The sequence below is a fragment of the Methanocalculus taiwanensis genome, assembly GCF_024372745.1.
Lineage (GTDB): Archaea > Halobacteriota > Methanomicrobia > Methanomicrobiales > Methanocorpusculaceae > Methanocalculus > Methanocalculus taiwanensis.
In genome coordinates this window covers 73,497-93,371 of sequence record NZ_VOTZ01000004.1, presented here as the reverse complement: position 1 = coordinate 93,371, position 19,875 = coordinate 73,497, and the positions used below count along the sequence as shown (strand labels likewise).

General features: G+C 52.4%; 20 protein-coding genes and 1 other RNA gene. 10 read left to right on the top strand and 11 right to left on the bottom strand.

Going from position 1 to position 19,875, the window contains the following annotated elements:
• Window positions 1-278: 278 nt before the first annotated feature.
• Entirely contained in the window at window positions 279-1,517 is a 1,239-nt protein-coding gene (locus tag FTO68_RS03040; protein ID WP_255331895.1) for a GNAT family N-acetyltransferase, read from the top strand.
• Here the strand turns inward: FTO68_RS03040 and FTO68_RS03035 are convergent.
• Window positions 1,512-3,131, bottom strand: a complete 1,620-nt coding sequence (locus FTO68_RS03035) for a putative manganese-dependent inorganic diphosphatase (protein ID WP_255331894.1) — start codon at window positions 3,129-3,131, stop codon at window positions 1,512-1,514. The two genes, FTO68_RS03040 and FTO68_RS03035, sit on opposite strands and share 6 nt — an antisense overlap.
• A 153-nt stretch (window positions 3,132-3,284) precedes the next feature.
• On the opposite strand from FTO68_RS03035, the gene FTO68_RS03030 reads away from it, so the two are divergent.
• A complete protein-coding gene (locus tag FTO68_RS03030) occupies window positions 3,285-4,334 on the top strand; it encodes a hypothetical protein (RefSeq protein ID WP_255331893.1) in 1,050 nt (349 codons plus the stop codon).
• A 5-nt stretch (window positions 4,335-4,339) separates the two neighbouring features.
• A complete protein-coding gene (locus FTO68_RS03025; protein WP_255331892.1) occupies window positions 4,340-5,200 on the top strand; it encodes a mechanosensitive ion channel family protein in 861 nt (286 codons plus the stop codon).
• A gap of 67 nt (window positions 5,201-5,267) precedes the next feature.
• Here the strand turns inward: FTO68_RS03025 and gltA are convergent, their stop codons facing one another.
• From gltA to FTO68_RS03000, 5 genes are read right to left on the bottom strand one after another with little or no spacing between them, the layout of a single operon-like run.
• Window positions 5,268-6,611, bottom strand: a complete 1,344-nt coding sequence (gltA, locus tag FTO68_RS03020; protein ID WP_255331891.1) for an NADPH-dependent glutamate synthase — start codon at window positions 6,609-6,611, stop codon at window positions 5,268-5,270.
• Window positions 6,611-7,450 carry a sulfide/dihydroorotate dehydrogenase-like FAD/NAD-binding protein gene (locus FTO68_RS03015; RefSeq protein WP_255331890.1) on the bottom strand — a complete coding sequence of 280 codons (840 nt, stop codon included), beginning with the start codon at window positions 7,448-7,450 and terminating at the stop codon, window positions 6,611-6,613. Before FTO68_RS03015 ends, gltA begins: the two co-directional genes overlap by 1 nt.
• 46 nt (window positions 7,451-7,496) lie before the next feature.
• The gene (gene arcS, locus FTO68_RS03010; RefSeq protein WP_255331889.1) at window positions 7,497-9,131 is read right to left on the bottom strand and encodes an archaeosine synthase subunit alpha; all 1,635 of its coding nucleotides are present in this window, start codon (window positions 9,129-9,131) and stop codon (window positions 7,497-7,499) included.
• The gene (gene tgtA / locus FTO68_RS03005) at window positions 9,128-10,573 is read right to left on the bottom strand and encodes a tRNA guanosine(15) transglycosylase TgtA (RefSeq protein WP_255331888.1); all 1,446 of its coding nucleotides are present in this window, start codon (window positions 10,571-10,573) and stop codon (window positions 9,128-9,130) included. Before tgtA ends, arcS begins: the two co-directional genes overlap by 4 nt.
• 2 nt (window positions 10,574-10,575) lie before the next feature.
• The gene (locus FTO68_RS03000) at window positions 10,576-11,133 is read right to left on the bottom strand and encodes a TIGR00296 family protein (RefSeq protein WP_255331887.1); all 558 of its coding nucleotides are present in this window, start codon (window positions 11,131-11,133) and stop codon (window positions 10,576-10,578) included.
• A gap of 117 nt (window positions 11,134-11,250) precedes the next feature.
• Here FTO68_RS03000 and rnpB point away from each other — a divergent pair.
• An RNA gene (gene rnpB, locus FTO68_RS02995) (RNase P RNA component) lies at window positions 11,251-11,586 on the top strand.
• A 48-nt stretch (window positions 11,587-11,634) separates the two neighbouring features.
• Complete coding sequence (locus FTO68_RS02990; protein ID WP_255331886.1) at window positions 11,635-12,192, top strand: XRE family transcriptional regulator; 558 nt, start codon at window positions 11,635-11,637, stop codon at window positions 12,190-12,192.
• 2 nt (window positions 12,193-12,194) lie between these two features.
• Here the strand turns inward: FTO68_RS02990 and tpiA are convergent, their stop codons facing one another.
• Together tpiA and FTO68_RS02980 are read right to left on the bottom strand one after the other, a co-directional pair.
• Window positions 12,195-12,863 carry a triose-phosphate isomerase gene (gene tpiA, locus FTO68_RS02985; RefSeq protein ID WP_255331885.1) on the bottom strand — a complete coding sequence of 223 codons (669 nt, stop codon included), beginning with the start codon at window positions 12,861-12,863 and terminating at the stop codon, window positions 12,195-12,197.
• 1 nt (window position 12,864) lies between these two features.
• Window positions 12,865-13,386, bottom strand: a complete 522-nt coding sequence (locus FTO68_RS02980; RefSeq protein WP_255331884.1) for a multiprotein bridging factor aMBF1 — start codon at window positions 13,384-13,386, stop codon at window positions 12,865-12,867.
• A gap of 54 nt (window positions 13,387-13,440) precedes the next feature.
• On the opposite strand from FTO68_RS02980, the gene FTO68_RS02975 reads away from it, so the two are divergent.
• A complete protein-coding gene (locus tag FTO68_RS02975) occupies window positions 13,441-14,685 on the top strand; it encodes a proteasome-activating nucleotidase (RefSeq protein WP_255331883.1) in 1,245 nt (414 codons plus the stop codon).
• A gap of 3 nt (window positions 14,686-14,688) precedes the next feature.
• Here the strand turns inward: FTO68_RS02975 and FTO68_RS02970 are convergent, their stop codons facing one another.
• The gene (locus tag FTO68_RS02970; RefSeq protein WP_255331882.1) at window positions 14,689-15,162 is read right to left on the bottom strand and encodes a DUF5804 family protein; all 474 of its coding nucleotides are present in this window, start codon (window positions 15,160-15,162) and stop codon (window positions 14,689-14,691) included.
• Window positions 15,163-15,181: 19 nt separating this feature from the next.
• Window positions 15,182-16,363, bottom strand: a complete 1,182-nt coding sequence (locus FTO68_RS02965; RefSeq protein WP_255331881.1) for a proteasome-activating nucleotidase — start codon at window positions 16,361-16,363, stop codon at window positions 15,182-15,184.
• A gap of 44 nt (window positions 16,364-16,407) precedes the next feature.
• Here FTO68_RS02965 and FTO68_RS02960 point away from each other — a divergent pair, with 44 nt between their 5' ends.
• The 3 genes from FTO68_RS02960 to FTO68_RS02950 are packed head-to-tail and all read left to right on the top strand — an operon-like array spanning window position 16,408 to window position 18,611.
• Complete coding sequence (locus tag FTO68_RS02960) at window positions 16,408-16,818, top strand: DUF126 domain-containing protein (RefSeq protein ID WP_255331880.1); 411 nt, start codon at window positions 16,408-16,410, stop codon at window positions 16,816-16,818.
• Window positions 16,819-17,946 carry a TIGR04013 family B12-binding domain/radical SAM domain-containing protein gene (locus tag FTO68_RS02955; RefSeq protein ID WP_255331879.1) on the top strand — a complete coding sequence of 376 codons (1,128 nt, stop codon included), beginning with the start codon at window positions 16,819-16,821 and terminating at the stop codon, window positions 17,944-17,946.
• Window positions 17,943-18,611 carry a metallophosphoesterase family protein gene (locus FTO68_RS02950; protein WP_255331878.1) on the top strand — a complete coding sequence of 223 codons (669 nt, stop codon included), beginning with the start codon at window positions 17,943-17,945 and terminating at the stop codon, window positions 18,609-18,611. The genes FTO68_RS02955 and FTO68_RS02950 overlap by 4 nt, the downstream gene beginning before the upstream one ends.
• On the opposite strand, the gene cyaB is transcribed toward FTO68_RS02950, so the two are convergent.
• A complete protein-coding gene (gene cyaB / locus FTO68_RS02945; protein ID WP_255331877.1) occupies window positions 18,580-19,104 on the bottom strand; it encodes a class IV adenylate cyclase in 525 nt (174 codons plus the stop codon). The two genes, FTO68_RS02950 and cyaB, sit on opposite strands and share 32 nt — an antisense overlap.
• A gap of 56 nt (window positions 19,105-19,160) precedes the next feature.
• Here cyaB and FTO68_RS02940 point away from each other — a divergent pair, with 56 nt between their 5' ends.
• Complete coding sequence (locus tag FTO68_RS02940; protein ID WP_255331876.1) at window positions 19,161-19,865, top strand: FKBP-type peptidyl-prolyl cis-trans isomerase; 705 nt, start codon at window positions 19,161-19,163, stop codon at window positions 19,863-19,865.
• Window positions 19,866-19,875: the final 10 nt, after the last annotated feature.

Below are 19,875 nucleotides of genomic sequence, written 5' to 3'. Positions count from 1 at the left end.
ATCCCGGCGTAACTCCATGCTTGTCTCTGACTCTTTTACCACCAATAAGCTTTAAAAAATGAAGATGAAGTAAACTGTATGAGTGTCAAAATATATTGTGACATTTTACTATCTCCATTGGTCAGAAAATAGCAAATTAAGACTATTCACATATTATTATATTCTTCCTATAGTAATGGCCTTCAGAAATATGGAGAAGAGCCAGAATAAATCTTAAAACCCAAATCCCCCCACCTTATATCCTATGCCCTCTATCACTTTCATCTGGTAGATGAAGCATGCGGGTACTCATACCAACTGATTTTTCAGACTATTCCGAGGCGGCCCTCCGGATGGCCTCTGAACTGCCGGGGATCACTGACGCCATAATTCTCCATGTGGCAGAAGGAAAAGCAGGCGGGAAAGCCGCCGGAAAGCTGGAGGAGTATCGCATCCTCCTCTCATCCCATGGCATCTCTACCCGGATCAGGATCGAAGAGCAGGTTGCGCAGCCAATAGAAACAACGATCAGATCCGTTGCAGAAGATGAGCGGATAGACACAATCGTGGTCGGTGCAAGGGGGAAGGGAAAAGTCGGGAAATACCTCCTCGGATCGGTGTCAGATAACCTGCTCCTCAATGTGAGCCGTGATCTCCTGATCATGCAGTATTCCCGGTATCTCAAAAACAGCAGCCAACCGGAGATTTTTGATAATGTGCTCATTCCGATTGAGCTCTCCAGCATCTCCTATGAGATCATGGCTTTTGTGAAGAGCCTGAATATCAAAGGGCAGATCACGCTGCTGCATGTCGCTGATTCAGCAGATCATGCGAAAATCCGCTTGCTCCGTGAGCAGCTGAAGGATGCTGCTGATCTCATGAGGAATGGAGAGGAACGGTATTCGATATCTGTTCTTGTACTGCATGGAGAGCGTGTCAAAACGATCCTATCTGTTGCAGAGACACTTCAGGCAACCATGATCCTCCTCTCAAGGTTCGGACATCTTGATTACCTGAAGCAGGCGAAGATCGGATCAACCGTTGCAGGTGTTGCTGCAGAGGCCAGTATTCCTGTGTATATCCGCTACCCTGAGTTTACGCTCAGGATGGAGGGGCGTGAACTGCTCCCCTCTGAATTCCCCCTTGCGGAAAAACTATGGGAGACGTACCACCAACAGACGGCAAATCCAGAGATGGACCGGGTGTTTGGAGCCTTTGCAGAGGGCATACTCGTCTCTCTTGCGAGATGCCGCCGTCACTCTGATGGCTGTGAAGTCGACTCCGTCTTCACACCCGAGGCATACCGGGGCCACGGTTTTGCAAAATATGCAATGGATGCCCTGATCGATTCCTGCAAAGAAGAATGGCTGTACATGCACTCAACAAAGGTGCTTGTCGGATGGTATGGCAGGTATGGCTTTGAGAAGATCCCAGAAGATGCTCTCCCAAAGACGATCCGGGAGCGGTATGCTTTTGCACTTGGTAATCTTGAAGGATCAGGCGTTGTCCCTATGATGCGAAAGCCAGGTGGTTTATAATCCCCTGATCAGCTGGCCAAACTGCGGGAGAAAATCCTTTTTCCTGGACATAACACCTGTAAGGCGGACTGGTTGATTGAGGTAATCCAGACGCTGAAGTGTATGGTCATCTGCTGCCGCATAGAGATCAGATCCATTCTCAAAGACGCTTGTTAAGAGAACCACAAAGATATCGACCTCCATCAGCTTCCTGAGGTTCTCGATGGTGGATCGGATCTCTTCCTCATGCTGCCTGGCAAACTCAGAAGATGGGGCCATCACCTGGGAGATGGCAACATCCATCGAATACAGGCTGTAGCGTTTCAGATCCTTCTTCACAAGCTCCTCTATCGAGAAGCTTGAGAGCTCCATCCCCTCCCTGAAAAGCGAGATGCCAAACTCCACCGGATCGATCCCGGTCCTCTCTGCAAGCCATGCAACCATCTCTTCATCCTTCTTCGTTGTCGTCGACATCTTCAGTCCAAGAGTATCAGAGAGGATGCCCGCAAGGAGCAGTCCGGCGATGGTGTCGGGGAGAGTGCGCCCGCTCTCCTGGTAGATTGAGGCAACAATCGTTGAGGTTGAGCCTACCGGCTCCATGATGAACCGGATTGGCTTTAATGTCGTCATTGCACCAAGCCGGTGGTGGTCGATGATCTCGAGTATCTCGGCATTCTCAATACCATCCACTGCCTGGCTGTACTCATTGTGATCAACGAGGATGACAGATTTCTGAATATCATAGACAAACGTGTTCCGTGAGATCATGCCGAGGAGCTTCCCTTCCTCATCGATAATACAGGCGGTCCTGTACCTGGAATTTGTCACGAGCTGTTTGACATAATCCAGCCCGTCATCCATGTGGATGATCGGAACATCCGTTGCCATCACTTCGCTTGCCGGCAATGAGAGGTTGATCATCTTGGCAACACCAAATGCATCGAGTTTTGTTGAGAAGACTGAAACTCCCTGTGATTTTGCGGCATTGATCGCCCGATCTCCAACAGGAGCACCATCAGCGATGATCAAAAGGGCAATTCCCGCCTGGATGAGGGCAAGCTGTGAAGGCTCATTATCCCCGACAATGGCGATATCATCCTTTGTCAGGCGGGAGAGGGTGACATGCAGCGCATCGATTGAGATATAGACGTTTCCTTCAAGGAGATCACGATTCCGTACAACTACTTCAGCCTCGAGGATTCGTGCCAGAGTCTCGACTTTTATCGGGAGGACAGAGAGGGGTTCTATCCGGGTACGCCGGACATATGCCCGTGCCAGTCCGTGTTCTGAGACAAGACCTACAAATTTTCCCTCAGTATCGGTAATCGGGATATTCCTGACATCCTGCTCCTCCATCATATCGACAACGTCAATCGTCGGGAGATCCATCTGTGCACGGTGGGTATAGGTGAATGGGATGTCGGCAACTGTCGGCTCAACAGACTCGACAAGGGCAGGAGCGTCAACTCCGAAGTGGGAGAGGACATAAGCTGTTTCTGCGCCGATCTCGCCACAGCGTGCGGGGATGTACCTGCCGGGATCCGGCTGGTTTAGGTATGCGGCATATCCGATTGCACTACATATGCTGTCAGTATCCGGGTTTTTGTGCCCGATCACATAGATGCTGTTTGTCATATTCGCCCACCTTTCTCCCTGGAATATCTGCCATCGTATAAAGAAATCTGTAGATCCATTCTCATTTACCGGTGATATGTCTTGCCCTGATCACTTTTTTCTCCAGGAGTAAGCTTTATCTTGCTATCCTCTGATATTGTGGCGTGTGGTCTGATGACGGGTGATCCGGCTGATTCTTCAGAAGTAATAACTCCTGCATCATGTACGGTATTTCAGAAGGAGTTTGCAGAGATTCAGGGAGTAATCGATGCATATCGCTCGCATAAAAGGGAGAATGTTGCAATCATCGGCCTTCCCTATTCTGGTAAAAGTACCCTGATATCTGCAGTTCATGAAACATATAAGGACGATACCTATCTTGTAGAATATGAATCACAGATAACGAATAAACGCAATCTTCTGGATTATCGTTCAAAAAAGCCAATCTTCCTCATGGATGGCTGCCAGTACCTCTTCTCCCGGCATATCGGGGGGTTTTCCGTACTGGATGATTTCCTCGACGAAGTCGCCATTTCCAACTCCCTCTTCATCACCACATGGAACCTTTATGCATGGAACTATCTCAGGAGAGTACGGGAGGTGGAGCGGATCTTTCCAAAGATGATTTTTATCCATCCACTCTCGGATACAGAGATGCGGGAATGTATCCTGAAAGATTACACTGATGCTGAACTCCAGTTCATCGGCGGAGTGGAGGTTGAACTCCCATCCTTTGTCCGTACCGAAAGGCATCCGGTGCATCTTCCCTTCAAAGAAGAACCCCTGATGGTACCATTCCCCAGGTTCAATGTCGACAGCCTTGCATTTCGAAAACGAAATGCTGAAGAGACCCTCTCTGATGAGGAGGTCGTATTCAAAAAAATAACAAAGATGGCCGAGGGAAATCCCGGGATTGGAAAGGCAATCTGGAAGAGGAGCTTTGACTATCCAACGGTGAACCTGAAGGATTATCAGCCGGTCAGAGTCAATGATCCTTTGATCAGAAAGGATGCCTTCATCCTCGGGGTGATTGCCATGAGCGGGATCACTTCAAAGGAATATCTTGAAGAGGTGGCGGCTCTTGAATATGATATCAATCCGATACTGTACCGGCTTCTGACACTCGGTATTATCAGTGAAAAGAATGGTGGATACCAGATCTGCCCTGAAGCGATCCTCGGGGTGCATGATCTCCTCAGATCACTGAGGATCATCTGGGAGTGAATTGTATGGTGGATGGCATTACACCCGATACGACCTCCTCTCATGGAGGTCTGGTGAATGGTCCGGTTTCGGAGATTTACAACGAAATCCTCCCTCTCATACTGGATGCTGTTATTATATTCATAGGTGCGTATATCCTCGCCAGAGTCATCAGTTTCCTTTTGATCAGGCTCTCAGAACACTTTGGCCATGCCCGGATTGCTGTTAGGATGATTGTGCCGATCTTAAATATCATCATCTATACAACCGCGATCCTGCTCCTGCTTCATCAGATTATAACGCTTTCGACAATCGAAATTGTTGCCTTCTCCGGTTTATTTGGTGCTGCAATCGGCTTTGGGCTAAAAGATGTCTTTGCAAACATCATCGGCGGCGTGATCATCGCATTTGAGAAACCCTTCCGGATTGGGGATCGGATCACAATGGGTGAGCATTATGGTGAGGTTGCAGAAATCGGGATGCTCGATACCCGCATCGTCACCCCGGATGACAACTATGTCACCATCCCAAACTTTAAGATCATCACCCAGAGCGTCGCAAGCGCTAATGCAGGCCTCACCGAGATGATGGTTGTCATCGATATCTACATCGATCATTCAGCAGATCTCGATCGTGCCATTACTATTTTCAAGGAGGCGGTTGTCACATCCCGGCATGTGTATATCTCTGATCGATGCTTTTATACCATTCTTACTGAAAACCAGCTCCACTCTGTCCGGCTCAGGGCACGTGCGTATGTCTGGGATCTCCGCGATGAATTTGAATGTAAGGCAGAGATCTCACGGAGAACAAAAAGGGCATTCCAGCAGGAAGGAATCCTCCCGCCAAGATACTATGTTCCCGGTGAGATGCCTGAACTCTCCTGATATCTCGCCAGTGAAGGGGAAAATAACGAAAAAACTAAAAAAAAGCGATGAGAGAGTCTTTTACTCTCTATTCGCCATCAAACATCTTTCGAACTGACTCTGCGGCGACTTTTGCTGCACCCATCGCCAGGATCACAGTAGCCGCACCGGTTGCGACATCGCCTGCTGCAAATATCTTTGGAACAGTTGTTCTGCCCTTTTCATCCACCTTCAGGTTTCCTTTCTTCTCACGGACAAGCCCCTCGATCATCCTGATCAGGAGTGGATTCGGGCTCTGCCCAATCGCCTCGATTACGACATCCGCGGGGATGATCTGCTCGCTGCCTGGAATCGGCTTTGCACTTGGGCGGCCCGAATCGTCGAGCTCGCACATATCCATCGAGACAACCTCGACACCGGTGACGGTTCCCTCACCAAGGATCCGGGTCGGGTTTGTGCAGGTGAGGAAGCGTATTCCCTCCTCTTCGGCATGATGCACCTCAACGAGCCTTGCAGGCATATCCTCCTGCCTGCGCCGGTAGACAAGTGTCACGTCTGCACCCATCCTGCGGGCGACACGGGCTGAATCCATCGCGACATTTCCGCCGCCGATGACAACCACATTCCCTCCCCGCTTAACAGGGGTATCATACTGCGGGAACGCATTTGCATGCATCAGGTTCACGCGGGTCAGAAATTCGTTTGCAGAATAAACACCAATCAGGTTCTCTCCGGGGATCCCCATGAATGCCGGAAGCCCGGCACCGGTGGCGATTATGATTGCATCATAGGAGAGAAGCTCTTCAACCGGCACACTCCTCCCGACAAGATGATTGGTCCTGATCAAAACACCAAGCCGCTTCACCTCATCGATCTCGGCGGCCACCACCTTCTTTGGGAGGCGGAACTCGGGAATCCCGTAGATGAGAACTCCACCTGCTGCATGGAGCGCCTCGAATATTGTAACCGAAAACCCGTTTCGTGCAAGTTCGGCCGCTGCGGTCAGCCCGGCTGGACCTGATCCGACAATGGCAATCCTCTCCTTCCTCTTCTCTTTGGATTCAGGAACGGTAACGCCATGCTCCCGTTCCCAGTCTGCGAGGAATCGCTCAAGTGCGCCGATCGCAATCGGCTTACCTTTGACGCCGAGGATACATTCACCTTCGCATTGCACCTCCTGAGGGCAGACACGGCCACATATCGCAGGGAGCATATTGCTATTTTTGATGATCCCGATTGCAGATCTAAAGTCTTCCTCTTCGATATACTTCAGGAATCCGGGAATGTCGATTCCGACCGGGCACCCCTCAACACATGCAGGCTTCTTGCACCGGAGGCAGCGTTCCGCCTCGATAACTGCCTCTTCAGCTGAGATGCCGCAGTCGACCTCGGAGAAGTCATTGATCCTGACTTCAGCAGAACGGTCAGCCATCAGTGGTGACCCCCGCAGCCGCATCCTCCGGAATGGTGGTGTTCCCGGGATTCTTTCTCCTCGGGATGATAGAACCGCTGGCGGCTCATCAGTAGGTCGAAGTCCACCTGATGGGCATCAAATTCCGGTCCGTCAACACAGGCGAATTTCGTCTCGCCATTCACAACAACCCTGCATGATCCGCACATCCCGGTCCCATCCACCATGACCGGGTTCAGTGAGACAAATGTCTTAATGCCAAAGGGTTTTGTCACGCCCGAAGTTACCTTCATCATGATGGCAGGTCCGATCACCCAGACCGCATCCGGTGGTCGTGATTCGCAGATCTCCTTCAGGGGACCTGCGGCAAAGCCCTTGATGCCGTATGAGCCATCATCGGTGGTGATGATCAGCTCGTCACAGGCTTCCTTCATCTCATCTTCAAGGATCAGGAGATCCTTGTTCCGTGCACCGATAATCCCGATGACGCTGTTTCCGGATTCCTTCAGCGCTTTTGCAATGATAGGAAGACATGCGATCCCAACACCCCCGCCGACGAGGACACAGCTTCCAAAGTGGTGCACCTCACTCGGCTGTCCGAGAGGGCCAACAACATCATGAATTGCATCCCCGGTTTTCAGGGCAGCAAGTTTTTCGGTCGTTGTCCCGACTGCCATAAATATGACGCGGACACAGTCCCCATCCACCCCCGAGATGGTGAGGGGGATTCGTTCCCCCTCATCATCGATCCGGAGCACAAGGAACTGCCCGGCCTCTGCATTTCTGCTGACGTGAGGCGCTTCAATCCATGTTTCATAAACATTTTCTGCTAATAATCGCGCAGATTTTACCTGATACACTTGTAACCACTCCGGATGGATTTCAATACTCTCGTATGCGTTGCAGCTAGGATCTCTTTACCTTACGCACCTTCACAGCCACTCCGCGTGAAGAACGGCGCATCTCGTCTGCGGACATCATCGCTCTGCCGGTCGCACGCACGCCCTCTCCATAGACAAGCACTTCATCTCCTTCGCGGATAGCCGGATCGGCTTCTGCAACACCTGGTGCCAGGATATCGCCCTGCGGAACAAAGCCTTCTATCCTGACCTGGTAGCAGCCGGAAAGGAGGCTCCAGCCTTCAAAGGTCGGTCTCAGGAGCCCTGTTTTCGGATCAAAGGAGAAGAGCTGCTGCCGACCCCGGTAGATCTTCTTCTCAGGGCCTTTGCCTTTGATGAGCATCCCTTTCGTATCGATCGTCTCACCAAACTGCCACTGTATGGTGCCGCTGATGATATCGTGAGATCGCTTCCGCTCGCCTGCCAGTGCATCATAGAGCTGGTTCAATGATTCCCGTGATGTCGGGCGCCCGTCAATGCAGCTCTCTTCAAGCTGAATGCCAGCCTCTGAAGCTGCGGAACGCGCCACGGAAGAGGCCCCGCCCTCAAGATGGGAGATGACACGCCGGTACGGGTGAGTGCGGAGATACTCTGCCAGGTAGCCGGTGAGGATATGCATCTCCTCGCGATCCCAGTAGCCGGTGACCGGTACATCATAGTGGGCAGCAGGATAGATCAGCTCAAGCTCACGCGGCACGACGCCAAGCGGTGAGGTGACGATCACCTCATGTGCTCTCCCGGCAACTGCCTCCTGGAATTTCTTATGGCTCTGCGAGAACGAGTAGGGTTTCCGTGCAGCACAGGGGAGGAGAACACAGACATCCCATCTATCCTGTGAGAACCTGTTCATCACCCTCTTTTCGAAGCGATCGATCTCAACCCGGTTCATTGATTCTGCTGTATATGCCCTGAATGGGGTCGTCCGGGCAATCGGGGTATTACCCTCGAGAAATGCCTTCCTTGAATCAAGATGGCGGAGGATTGCCACCATGGCTGCGTCAGATCTGCACCGCATCTCGAGTAGCTCTCTCAGTTCTCCCCGCTTCAGGAGTGCAGCTGCTAGCCGGATCTCAGAAACAAGCGCCTGGCGGTTATGCTCCCTCAGTTCGCCACTCTGGCATCCCGGGCATGAACAGACCCCCTCATCGATCCATGATCCTGGATAGACCCCTTCAGGTGTGCAGAAGAGCCCCTGTGAAGCTCTCAGGTCAACTGCTATCGTATCGAAGAGGTCAAAACCGGTCGCAACCAGCATCGCGGCATTGGAGGGGAGTGCGGAGGCTGGTGCATACCGGGCAGCGTCCGGGGGCAGCGTTGAGATGAACTGCTCCACCCAGTCTGCATAGGTTCTGGGATTTGTCAGGGCGGTATGCCAGCAGGAGATGATCGCTGCATCACCTGAAGAGATCCCCTCAGAGAGAACCGGATGGACAGGGATTGGCTCTTCGCCACTCTTCTCAAACCACTCTTTCACAAATGCCTCATCAGCCTGGAGCGGTATATTGGAGAAGGGCCGGGATGCAAGATCCGGGAAGACGGCAATCGGGTCTATCACACACGGGGTTTCAATTGTTCTATCGCCGATTGTGTAGATACCATGCCGAGCAAGCCCGTCACGGTGGCGAACCTCAAACCTGCTCATGAGATCACCGTTGCATCAGGAAACCGTCTTCGGATCAGATCGGCAAGTTCAGGTGTTGCCGAGAAGGTCACCTCGCAATCCGGGTTTGATGATAAAAGCGCTTCCACCCCGGCAAAGGCAGTTGTGAGCATCGCATCATCCCACTCCGGAACTTCAGACTGCCCCATCGGTGCGGTCTCGGAGAGTTCTGTCGGCACTGCACCAAAGGGTGGCCGAAGCTCAAGCACCTCCTCAAACTCCTGTGGCCGGGGGCCTCCACAGAGGATGAGCGAGCGTGCAGAGAGCTGTATCCGGGGAATCATCTGCTGGAATTTGATCACCTCGGTCCGCCTGCAGGATTCATCGCCACGGTAGAAGAACCTCCGTTTAGTTGCACGATCGGATTGTTCGAGCACCGATGCATTCTTCAGCAGTTCACGGTAACCATCAAGCAGCCTCGGGTGGGCGCGGCACCGTTCATCGACAAGATCCCAGAGTGTGCCTTCCTGGATGGAGAGGCGGATACGGGAGATCTCAGCCTGGGTCACAGCAAGATTATGGTAGGCAAGGAGCCGCTCCTTATCCGGAGCAGATCGAAGCTCTTCAGCGGTATGGGACCGGCAGACAGAACAGGCACAGGGGAGCTCGGACATTTCAGCGATCTTCAGGGTTCCTGAAGGTGTGATGTAGCGGCCTTCCCGTGCATACAGGGCATATGCAGCAGAATCAAAGATGTCACAGCCCATCGCCACAGCGAGTGCGAACATCGAGGGATGGCCGGCACCAAAGAGGTGGACACATGCAGCAGATGAGAGTCCCTCTTTTGCAGGCATGACTGAACTGACGAGTTCTTTATATCGATAACTTTCCAGGAGCGGAACAACTGCTCCGATCGGGCAGAAGGCAAAGCCCAGCTCACTCACCCCGCGTCCTGCCTTCTTTCGCAGGTCGGGGTGCAGGCCGCCCTGAACCGGCCCTGCGAGGGGTGCATCATCCCCAAAGAGCTCCTTTGCCTCCCGGAGCCTGTTCATGGTGACTGTAAGGTCCGCCTCGACAGTCTCCCGGGGGGTATCCGGATGGGTTGGGATATCAAGCGGAACCCAGATGTCACTTCCAATATCACGCTGGAATGAGATGGTCGCCTCGTTGGTGATATCGACCGAACCATAGACCGAGAGCTGGAACGATCCCGAGTCTGTCATGATCAGTCCGTCAAATCCAAGCACCGAGTGCAGCCCGCGGGATAGTGCCTCTTCACGGAAATCGGCGCTCTTTGAGAAGATATAGGCGTTTGTGATCAGCCCTTCGATCCCCATCGCGGCCATCTCGGCAGGTGGGATAATCTGGATATGCGGATTTACCACCGGAAGGAGTGCCGGGGTTCTGATACGCTTATTGCCGACTGTGAGCCTTCCGACCCTCCCGGCGATATCCTTGTGCATTACTTCAAACTGTATTGACATGGTTACTCAGAGAAGATCTGGCCCTCGAACCTGAGGACGGATACCTGTTCATCCCGCCAGCATCCTGGCGACAGGCCTGCTTTTACGCATGTATGATCGAGGAACTCAACCGCATTCCATTCATATTCCGATGCAACCTGGGGCAGCAGAAGGCCGGATTGCCCTCTTCCCTTCACAATCAGGCCGTGCCGTCCGACAACCACATGATCCGCTCTTTCAATCGCAGATGAGGTGATCTCTTCAGGGATGCTGAGGATTGTCACCTCCACTGTAATCTTTGGGAGCTCATTCGCCCTGACCGGCATAAACCGTGGATCCTGGAGCGCAGCAGAGTGTGCCGCTTCAATAATCGCATCCTTAAGCAGCAATGCCGGAAGGGGGATGCCAATACACCCACGCAGTTCACCTGCTTGTTTGAGGGTGACAAACACACCGCGTTTCTCAGAAAAGACCGGTGGAAGGGGCGGCGGCGCCAGTTCTGTGCGCAGTACTGCCGCCCTGAGAGCCTCTCTTGCGAGGGAGACCCCAATCCTCCCGTCTTCCTCGGACAGAAGCATCATAGTAATCAATCGCCTTTGGAGAAGATGATGGTATCTCCGATGATACGAGGTTTAATCTCTGTATACATCGATAAATCTATACTGTACATAGTGCTTTCTGCTCTATTGTACAGCGATGAGAGGGAGAGTGCGGCTGACGGTGGCCTATTTGGGCTGCTGAGGAAAGTCCCCCCACCCTCCGGGCGCGCAGCCCCGGTCAATCGGGGATGGCGAGAGTCATGGCAATGACACAGAAACGACACGTCCTGCCGCCAGCAATGAAACGATCGAGCCTCACCGATCTTTTGGTGATGCGATACCTGCAACTCGTTGAGCGTATCGGCAGGGATCGATGGAACGGTGAATCCCTGCGGGTGCAAGCCAAACAGGGCAGAAGGGATGCCCGGATCCCGCCCGGGTACGGCGCTTAGCTGAATGCCGCAATGAACAGAAGGGGGCTTACTCCTCCCACTCATCATCGCACCAGGGCAGCTTTTTTCATATATCACTGATAGTAATAGTATGCATATTCCTGCCGCAGATGAGATCCGATCTGCACGGCGCCGTATTGGAATGACCCAGGCTGAACTTGCCCGGAGATCCGGGATCAGCCAGTCGATGGTCGCACGTATCGAGCGGGGATCGGTTGACCCTCGTGTCAGCACCCTCCGGCGGATTGTTGATGTCATTACATCTGCCGAAGTGCCTGTTGTAACCGCAGCAAACCTGATGCACGCTCCTGTCGAGAGTGTCTCACCAGAGGACTCGATTCTCTCGGCAGTTGAGAAGATGGACAGGATGGCCTTCTCACAACTCCCTGTCCTGCAGGACGGAGTGCCGGTAGGCTGTATTTCCGAATCAGCCATCTTAACAGCGATCGCCGAGCAGAAGCACCAGAAAGGGCATCATCCAACGGTCCGCGATTATATGGAATCGAGTTTCCCGACTGTTCCCCCCGAAATAGAGATCGAGACCGTCGTCGGTATTTTAGAACAGCACCATGCGGTGCTTGTGATGAAAGAAGGGCGTGTTGAGGGGGTCATCACAAAACATGACCTCATCTCGTTAATTGTAGAATAATCTCAGATCTTTGAGACGAGATCCAGGAGCACAGCCTCGGGATCCTCTGCCTTCACTACACTTGATGCAAGCAGAACGCCACTACAGCCGAGATCAAGGGATATCCTGACACAGTCGCCGGACTGGATCCCGGCACCAGCGAGCACCTTAACCTGATTATTCTGTTTCAGAGCAGCCTTTACGGATCCGGCAATGATCTCAGGATCAGCCTGCGCAACAGAGATCCCCGATCCAATCAGCTCAGGCGGCTCGATTGCCACATAATCGGGTCCAAGTGCGGCAGCGGCAGCTGTTGTTCTGATGTTGTTTGTGCAGATAATGGATGTCAATCCTTCTGCCTCTGCGGCAGTCAGTGACGCCTCGATATCAGCGAGTGTCAGCCGCCGCTCGGAGTGGTTAATGAGAGAACCGGTAGCGCCCTCCAGCTTCATCATATACGCAGGAGTGTGGCCGGTAAAACCCCCTGCTCCTACACCATCGATATGCTGGGCAAAGATTGGAATCGAAAAGTGCCTTGCCATTTTACGAAGGTCAGTATAGGGAGGTGCAATACCAATCGTCACGCCGGTATCCTCCATCACCGCGCTCGCCGCCCGTGCTATCCGATCGGCACCATACCCGGTTCCTTCCCGGTATGTCTTGAAATTAATGAGGATGAAGGGAGAGTTCATCTTACTTCCTCTTGATCTGGATGACATCCCCAAGCGTTGTTCCGGTGGCCTCTGCATGCCCACCGCCGTCATCCGGCATCCCTTCGGATTCAATCAGATGGATATCGAGCACGGCTTCAAGCTTCTTCCGAACCGAATCTTCAGGGATCAGCTCGCGGTTCTCGATCTTTTTAATGAGGTGCTCCTTCTCCTTCATCTCGAGGGCAAGATCCTTCTGGCTCATCCCTTTTTCAAGACGTGCTTCACGGATTCGATCAGCGTAATCTTCAACGATATCGCCCCCGATAAGATCGAAGACATCACGCCGTCTGCGGACAGGAGGAGTGGCAGTCCGCCCGGATGATTGTGACACTCCGACCCCTGTCCTGCCGGATGAGGGCCTTGGCCCTGTCTGGACCTGCACCTCCGTCCCAAGCCGGGCGCACCGGTCACAGACTTTCATCGGTTTTGAACCCTCAATGCGTACAATCTTAGATCGCCCTCTGATAAGCTCTCCACAGGCTTCACAATGTTGTGGCTGCATACATATCCCAAACAACTTTATAACTTTTTTTCCTATATATCTATTTGAAGAAGTATGACCGTAAAATCCCGTGCCCCTGAGGATCCGCTTCGCTCCGATGACTCATACCGGATGGTGCTCGAGCGTCTTACCGAGCTTGAGGGACGGAACCAGGAGTTAAGAGAGGAACTCCGGCAGTCCAAGACCGATCGGCAGTACCTCGAAACCCAGAAGGTCAGGTACGAGAGGGAAGTTCGTAAACTACGGTCAGAGATTGAGCAGATGAGGAGCCCGCCTCTTATTGTCGGAACAATTGCGGATGTCATCGACAATACACGTGTTGTTGTCCGGAGCAGTGCAGGACCGAAATTTCTTGTGCGCACATCACAATTTATCAATGCTGATGAGCTCAAACCCGGTGTCAGGTGCACAATGAACCAGCAGACGCTGGCGATAGTTGAGGTGCTCCCATCAACCTATGATGCACAGGTCTACGGTATGGAGGTTGAAAGCCGACCGACCGAGAGTTACGAGGATATCGGCGGTCTTTCCCGTCAGGTCGCCGAACTGCGTGAGTCGATAGAGCTTCCACTGAAAAAACCCCATCTCTTTGAGAGGGTCGGCATACTCCCGCCAAAAGGTATCCTCCTCCATGGTCCGCCAGGGACTGGAAAGACATTACTTGCACGGGCGGTGGCTCATGAGACCGAGGCAACATTCCTCCGCGTTGTCGGATCAGAGCTTGTCCAGAAGTACATCGGTGAAGGGGCCCGTCTTGTGCGTGAACTCTTTGAGAGCGCCAAGAAGAACGCCCCCTCGATCATCTTCATCGATGAGATTGATGCAATCGGTGCATCCAGGGGCCAGGAGACCTCTTCCGGTGATCGTGAGGTGCACAGAACGCTGATGCAGCTCCTGGCCGACATGGACGGTTTTGAGTCAAGAGGTGATGTCAAGATCATCGGGGCAACGAACAGAATCGATATTCTGGACATGGCACTCCTCAGGCCGGGTAGATTTGACCGTATCATCGAGATCCCCCTCCCTGATACAGAAGGCAGGCTCTCTATCCTGAAGATCCATACGAAACGGATTACCCTTGCAGACAATGTTGATCTGAGAAGGGTTGCCGAGATCACCGAGGGCAAGAATGGTGCAGATCTCGCTGCCATATGCATGGAGGCAGGAATGTGTGCAATACGGGAAGAACGCCCGTCTGTTTCTCAGAATGACTTTGAGAAAGCTACACGGAAAGTCATCTCGGATTTCGAGCGGAACCGTATGACGTACTCTTCAGCCACAGGAACGATGTTCGCCTGAACATTACTCTTTATCATCCTCTTTTTCCTCAGGGGCGCAGGAGATCTCATCTCCTGTTGCCTCGCATGCCGGATCTGAAAACCCGGCTATCTCATGCTCTTTTCCTGCCTCATCTTCAATGCAGAGGACTGAGAGGGTGGTTATTCCCTCTTCTGCTGGTATTTTACAGATGTAGCTAAACTCCCAGTCTCCCCCCGGATAGGAGAGGTTCCGCTCATAGATCTCTTTTGCGAGCTTATGGGAGAGAATATGGCCATCTCCGGTTTTAATGAGAAAATCCCGTGTGTAACGCCTGATGTACCACCTGAGTTCGGATGCAAGCGAGAGCCCGGATCCGAGTGTGGATACAGGCACCTCAACGACTCCCCCGAAACGGCGTCTGGGCGCATAAAATCTGAGGATTAATCTGCTCGTCTCGGATTGGATAAAAGTGTGGTAGAGGTCGATGCCGGGCTTTGGGATGAAGATGACCCGCATGTTCTGACCTCTTGCGGTTTTACAGGTACATTCGTGTATCTGGTTCGGCCTTCTTATGCCTGACCTTTTCGACAGCGGACTGGAAGTTCTCCATTACAACATAATCTGCATTCTGCCTGACAGCGATCATTCCCGCTTCCCGGCATATTGCCTCCAGTTCTGCGCCGGTTGCCCCTTCAGTCATTTCAGCGATCACATTCAGATCGACATCTTTCAGGCTGAGGTTCTTTGAATGAATCTTAAGGATATCCTGGCGCGATGTTTTATCGGGGAATGGAATCTCGATAAGCCGGTCAAATCTCCCCGGACGAAGAAGGGCAGGATCCAGCATATCCGGCCTGTTTGTTGCTGCCATGATCCTGATCTCGCCACGGTTGTCAAAACCGTCCATCTCAGCGAGCAGCTGCATCAATGTCCGCTGAACTTCTGCCGAACCGGATGTGCCGTCATGGGTGCGTGTGCTGCCGACAGCATCGATCTCGTCGATGAAGACAATAGATGGCGCTTTCTCACGGGCAAGCTGGAAGAGTTCACGAACGAGCTGTGCTCCTTCCCCGATGAACTTATGCACAAGCTCAGATCCTGACATCCTGATGAATGTTGCATTTGCATTATGGGCAATTGCTTTTGCAATCAGGGTCTTCCCGGTACCGGGCGGCCCATACAGCAGGATGCCTTTTGGCGGCTCTACTCCGAGCCGTTTGAAGACTTCAGGCCGGGTGAGAGGATATTCGACTGCTTCCCTTACTTCTTCGATCTGATCTGTCAGGCCGCCGATCTCGCCGAATGTCTGTGACGGGGACAACTCCAGCTCCATCACCCTCACGCGTGAATCAAACGTCGTTCCGACCACCTTAACAATGGAAAGCGCGTTATTCACTGCAACTTTTGATCCTGCCTTCAGGAGGGGATAGATATCATCGCTTGCATGGGTGATGTACTCCTGGTTATTCCCCTGCTGACGAAGGTATACCTCACCACAAGGCAACTTTTCGATAACAACCGCGACAAAGAGCGGAAGCCGCTTTAACTGCGTATTCTCCCGCTTTAACTGGGTATTCTCCTCCCTGAGTTTTGAGACCTCTCTCTGCTGTGCTTCAAGTCTCTCACGGAGCTCGACCAATGTTTCATACAGCTCTTTCAGCTGCTGCGACTGAAGTGTCGAGTCACTACATGGGTTGTCGATGAGGGATTCATCCATGGCTATAATATATTCTATGCTCCCACCACTTATTAGGTGGTATTGTGATAATCAAAGGACGATCCATTGCAAAAGGTACAGCAACAGGCGAACTGATCATAACAGATGCTCCGATATCATTCCTCTCAGGCGTTGATCCGGAAACGGGCATCGTCATCGAGAAAGGCCATCCTCTGGAGGGTATATCAATCGCCGGAAAAATTCTCGCATTCCCATTTGGAAAGGGCTCAACTGTTGGATCCTATGTGATCTATAGCCTGAAGAAGAATGATTGTGCACCTGCTGCTATGATAAACGCTGAAGCTGAGGCGATCATTGCTGTTGGAGCCATAATATCCAGAATCCCGATGATCGATCAGCTGGAAGGCGGCCTTTCATCCCTGAAGAGCGGGATGAATGTAACCGTTGACGGTGACAGGGGCGAGCTGATCTGCAAGGATTGGGCGAATTCATAGATGAAGGTTGTATGGCGGGATATCAGGGCTGCCCGGAATACCTATGCGGTACTCTATGCCGCCTGCAGGCAGTCAGGTTATCAGCTTGATATCTCAGGATCTCCGGATGGGGATGTCACCTGCTACAGCTTAAACAGCATCAATGAGCCGCAGTTCAGATCCGAGATCCGGGATGCACCCGGGATCACTATTGTCGGGGGTCCGCACGCATCAGCCTGCCCCATGGAGGTTTCAAGGTATGCAGATTATGTGATCGTTGGCGAAGGGGAGAAGACCCTCCCCCGCCTCCTTGATGCAATCCGTTCGCAATCAACCGATCCTGTTCCCGGAGTTGCGACAAGAGAATGGTATACTCCATCTGATCATACGGTTCTGCTTGACGGATATCCCTGTTTTCTGGAGGTCAAGGGATATCTTGAGATCTCAAGGGGATGCCCGCATGGCTGTGCCTACTGCCAGACGCCCCGGCTCTTTGGGAGGCGGATGCGCCACCGGAGCATTGACTCCATTGCAGACTCGGCAAAGCGGGTCTCTGATGCACGTTTTGTCACTCCAAATGCGCTTGCATATGGATCAGATGGCAGAACACCCCGCCTTGATCGTGTGGAGTCTCTTCTGAAACGCCTGTCGGCGATGAACCGGATCTGGTTTGGGACATTCCCCTCTGAAGTCCGCCCCGACTGGATCTCTGATCCGGCACTGGAGCTGGTACAACGATATACTGCCGGACAGAAGATCCATTTTGGCGCACAATCCGGAAGCGACCGCATCCTTACGGCGATTAACAGGGGGCATACCCGGACAGATGCCGAAGAAGCCCTTGATCTCTGTAGATCCCATGGCTTCCTCCCGATCGTTGACATGATCGTCGGGTTTCCGGGTGAGATGGCAGAGGATCTGGAGATGACGATGGATCTGATCCGCTCGATCATCAGGCATGGAAAAGTACACCTCCACTACTTCCAGCCGCTCCCCGGCACCCCGCTTGCCGGTGCAGATCCAACCCCTCTCCCTCCCGATATCGAGAAGGCATTTGGATCGCTTGCCCTCTCGGGGAAGATCACGGGGTACTGGATGGAACCGGAACGAAGGTTTTTGAGTATTCCGCGTGATAATGAAGATATATGATGAAAGCATTGCTCCTTGCGGATCTCCACGGGAACTACGATCATATCGATCAGCTCCTTGCAACTGAACCGGATTGCCTCTTTATCGCTGGAGATATCACTCATCTTGGCCCTGTTACGGATATCTCCACCTTAACAAAACGTCTCAGCCTCCCTGTTCTGGCAGTTCCCGGTAACTGCGATCCCCGTGAATCGCTTGCCTGCCTTGATGATTCGGATGCTGTCTGCCTGCATGGATCGTCAATCACCATTGGATCGGTTACCATTGCCGGGATTGGGGGTTCGAATCCAACCCCCTTCGATACACCTTTTGAATGCAGCGAAGAGGAGATCGGCTCCACGCTGGAAAGCCTTCTGAAAAGGATGCAGAAGAATCGAATAAATATTCTTATCTCCCATGCGCCTCCATTTGGCATCCTTGATGAGGTCAGTCCGGATGTTCATGTCGGATCAGTCAGCATCAAAAAGCACCTCAATGCCTTTGATGTCGTCTGCTGTGCACATATCCATGAACAGAGGGGTGTTGTGAAGGAAGGAAATACCTGGGTGGTTAACCCGGGTCCCGCCTCAGAGGGCTACGGGGCAATTATTATGATTCCTGATGAAGATGGGGAGATCACAATTGATCTCATCTCTACTCCTCAAGAAGCAGTTCAAGATAACTGAGTGTGAGCCGCTCACCACTAATACCATATTCTTTTGCTATTTTCTCAATCTCCAGCTCAGCCTCCTCCTGTGATAGTTCGGCTGCCGCTTCGATCTCGGCGAAGGTGCCGAGGTTCTCCACAGTATCAAGCGTCACAGTAGCCTGCCCTATCCTGTAGGATTCCCGGTACTTTTTCACATGTGCAGTCTTCTGAAATCCGATCCTCTGGAGGAGCATATCCATGGTATCAAGGGACTCGACTCTGATATTCAGCTCTTCACGCGCCTTGAAAGAGCCGGATCCAATCTTTGGCCCTTTATAGGTGAGGAGTGCGTAATCGTCTGCCTTTCTCAGGCGGAGCGCCTCGTCGGTTGATGCAAAATCTCTCTCAGGGCTGTTATAGTAAGCGTCATATTCGACTCCTTCTCCAAGCAGTGCTGCCCCGGATGAACGTATCCGCTCCCGGATAGGCTGGAGATCCGGAACTCTCACTTTTATCTCAATCTCAAGCATAAAGTACCTCTTCTTTAAGTATTATTCAGGCGCAGTAATTAAGACAAGGTATCATTATGGCAATCGAGAATGGAGTTTTTATACGGCTCTCGTATACAGGATCGATCGGAGGCATGCCCTTTGACACGACACGTGAAGAGATAGCAAAAGAAGCAGGCATCTTCAATGAGTCGGCCCGCTATGGGCCAATGGTCATCAAGGTTGGCAGCACCCATGTTATCCCCGGCCTTGACGAGGCACTCACCGGCGCCGAAGTTGGTGTTGAGCAGTCGGTCACCGTCGAACCTGAGAAGGGTTTTGGCCCGCATGACAGAGAGAAGGTGAAGGCATACCCGGTAAAGGCATTTGAGAAAAAGCCGGTAGTCGGTATGCGGATCACGATGGAGAAACAGGAAGGTGTCGTTATTGATATCATCGGCCAGCGTGCAATCGTGGACTTCAACCATCCGCTTGCCGGCAAGACGCTCGATTATACCTTCACCATTGAAGAGATCGTCGAAGATGACGAAGAGAAGATGAAGGGAATGATCCGCCTGTTCTCAGGCCGGGATATCGATCTCACACGTGAAGATGCAAAACTCATTCTCCACCTTCCACCCGGAATTAACTATGATCAGCGCTGGTTCCTCTGGCGTGGAACGATCATCCAGGAGTTATTTGCGATCAGCGAATCTGTTGCCGAGATCGTCTTCCTGGAATCATTCAAGCGGCCCGAAATACCCGCAGATGTTTCCGAAGAAGTACCAGAAGAAGAGAACTGATTGCCTCTCC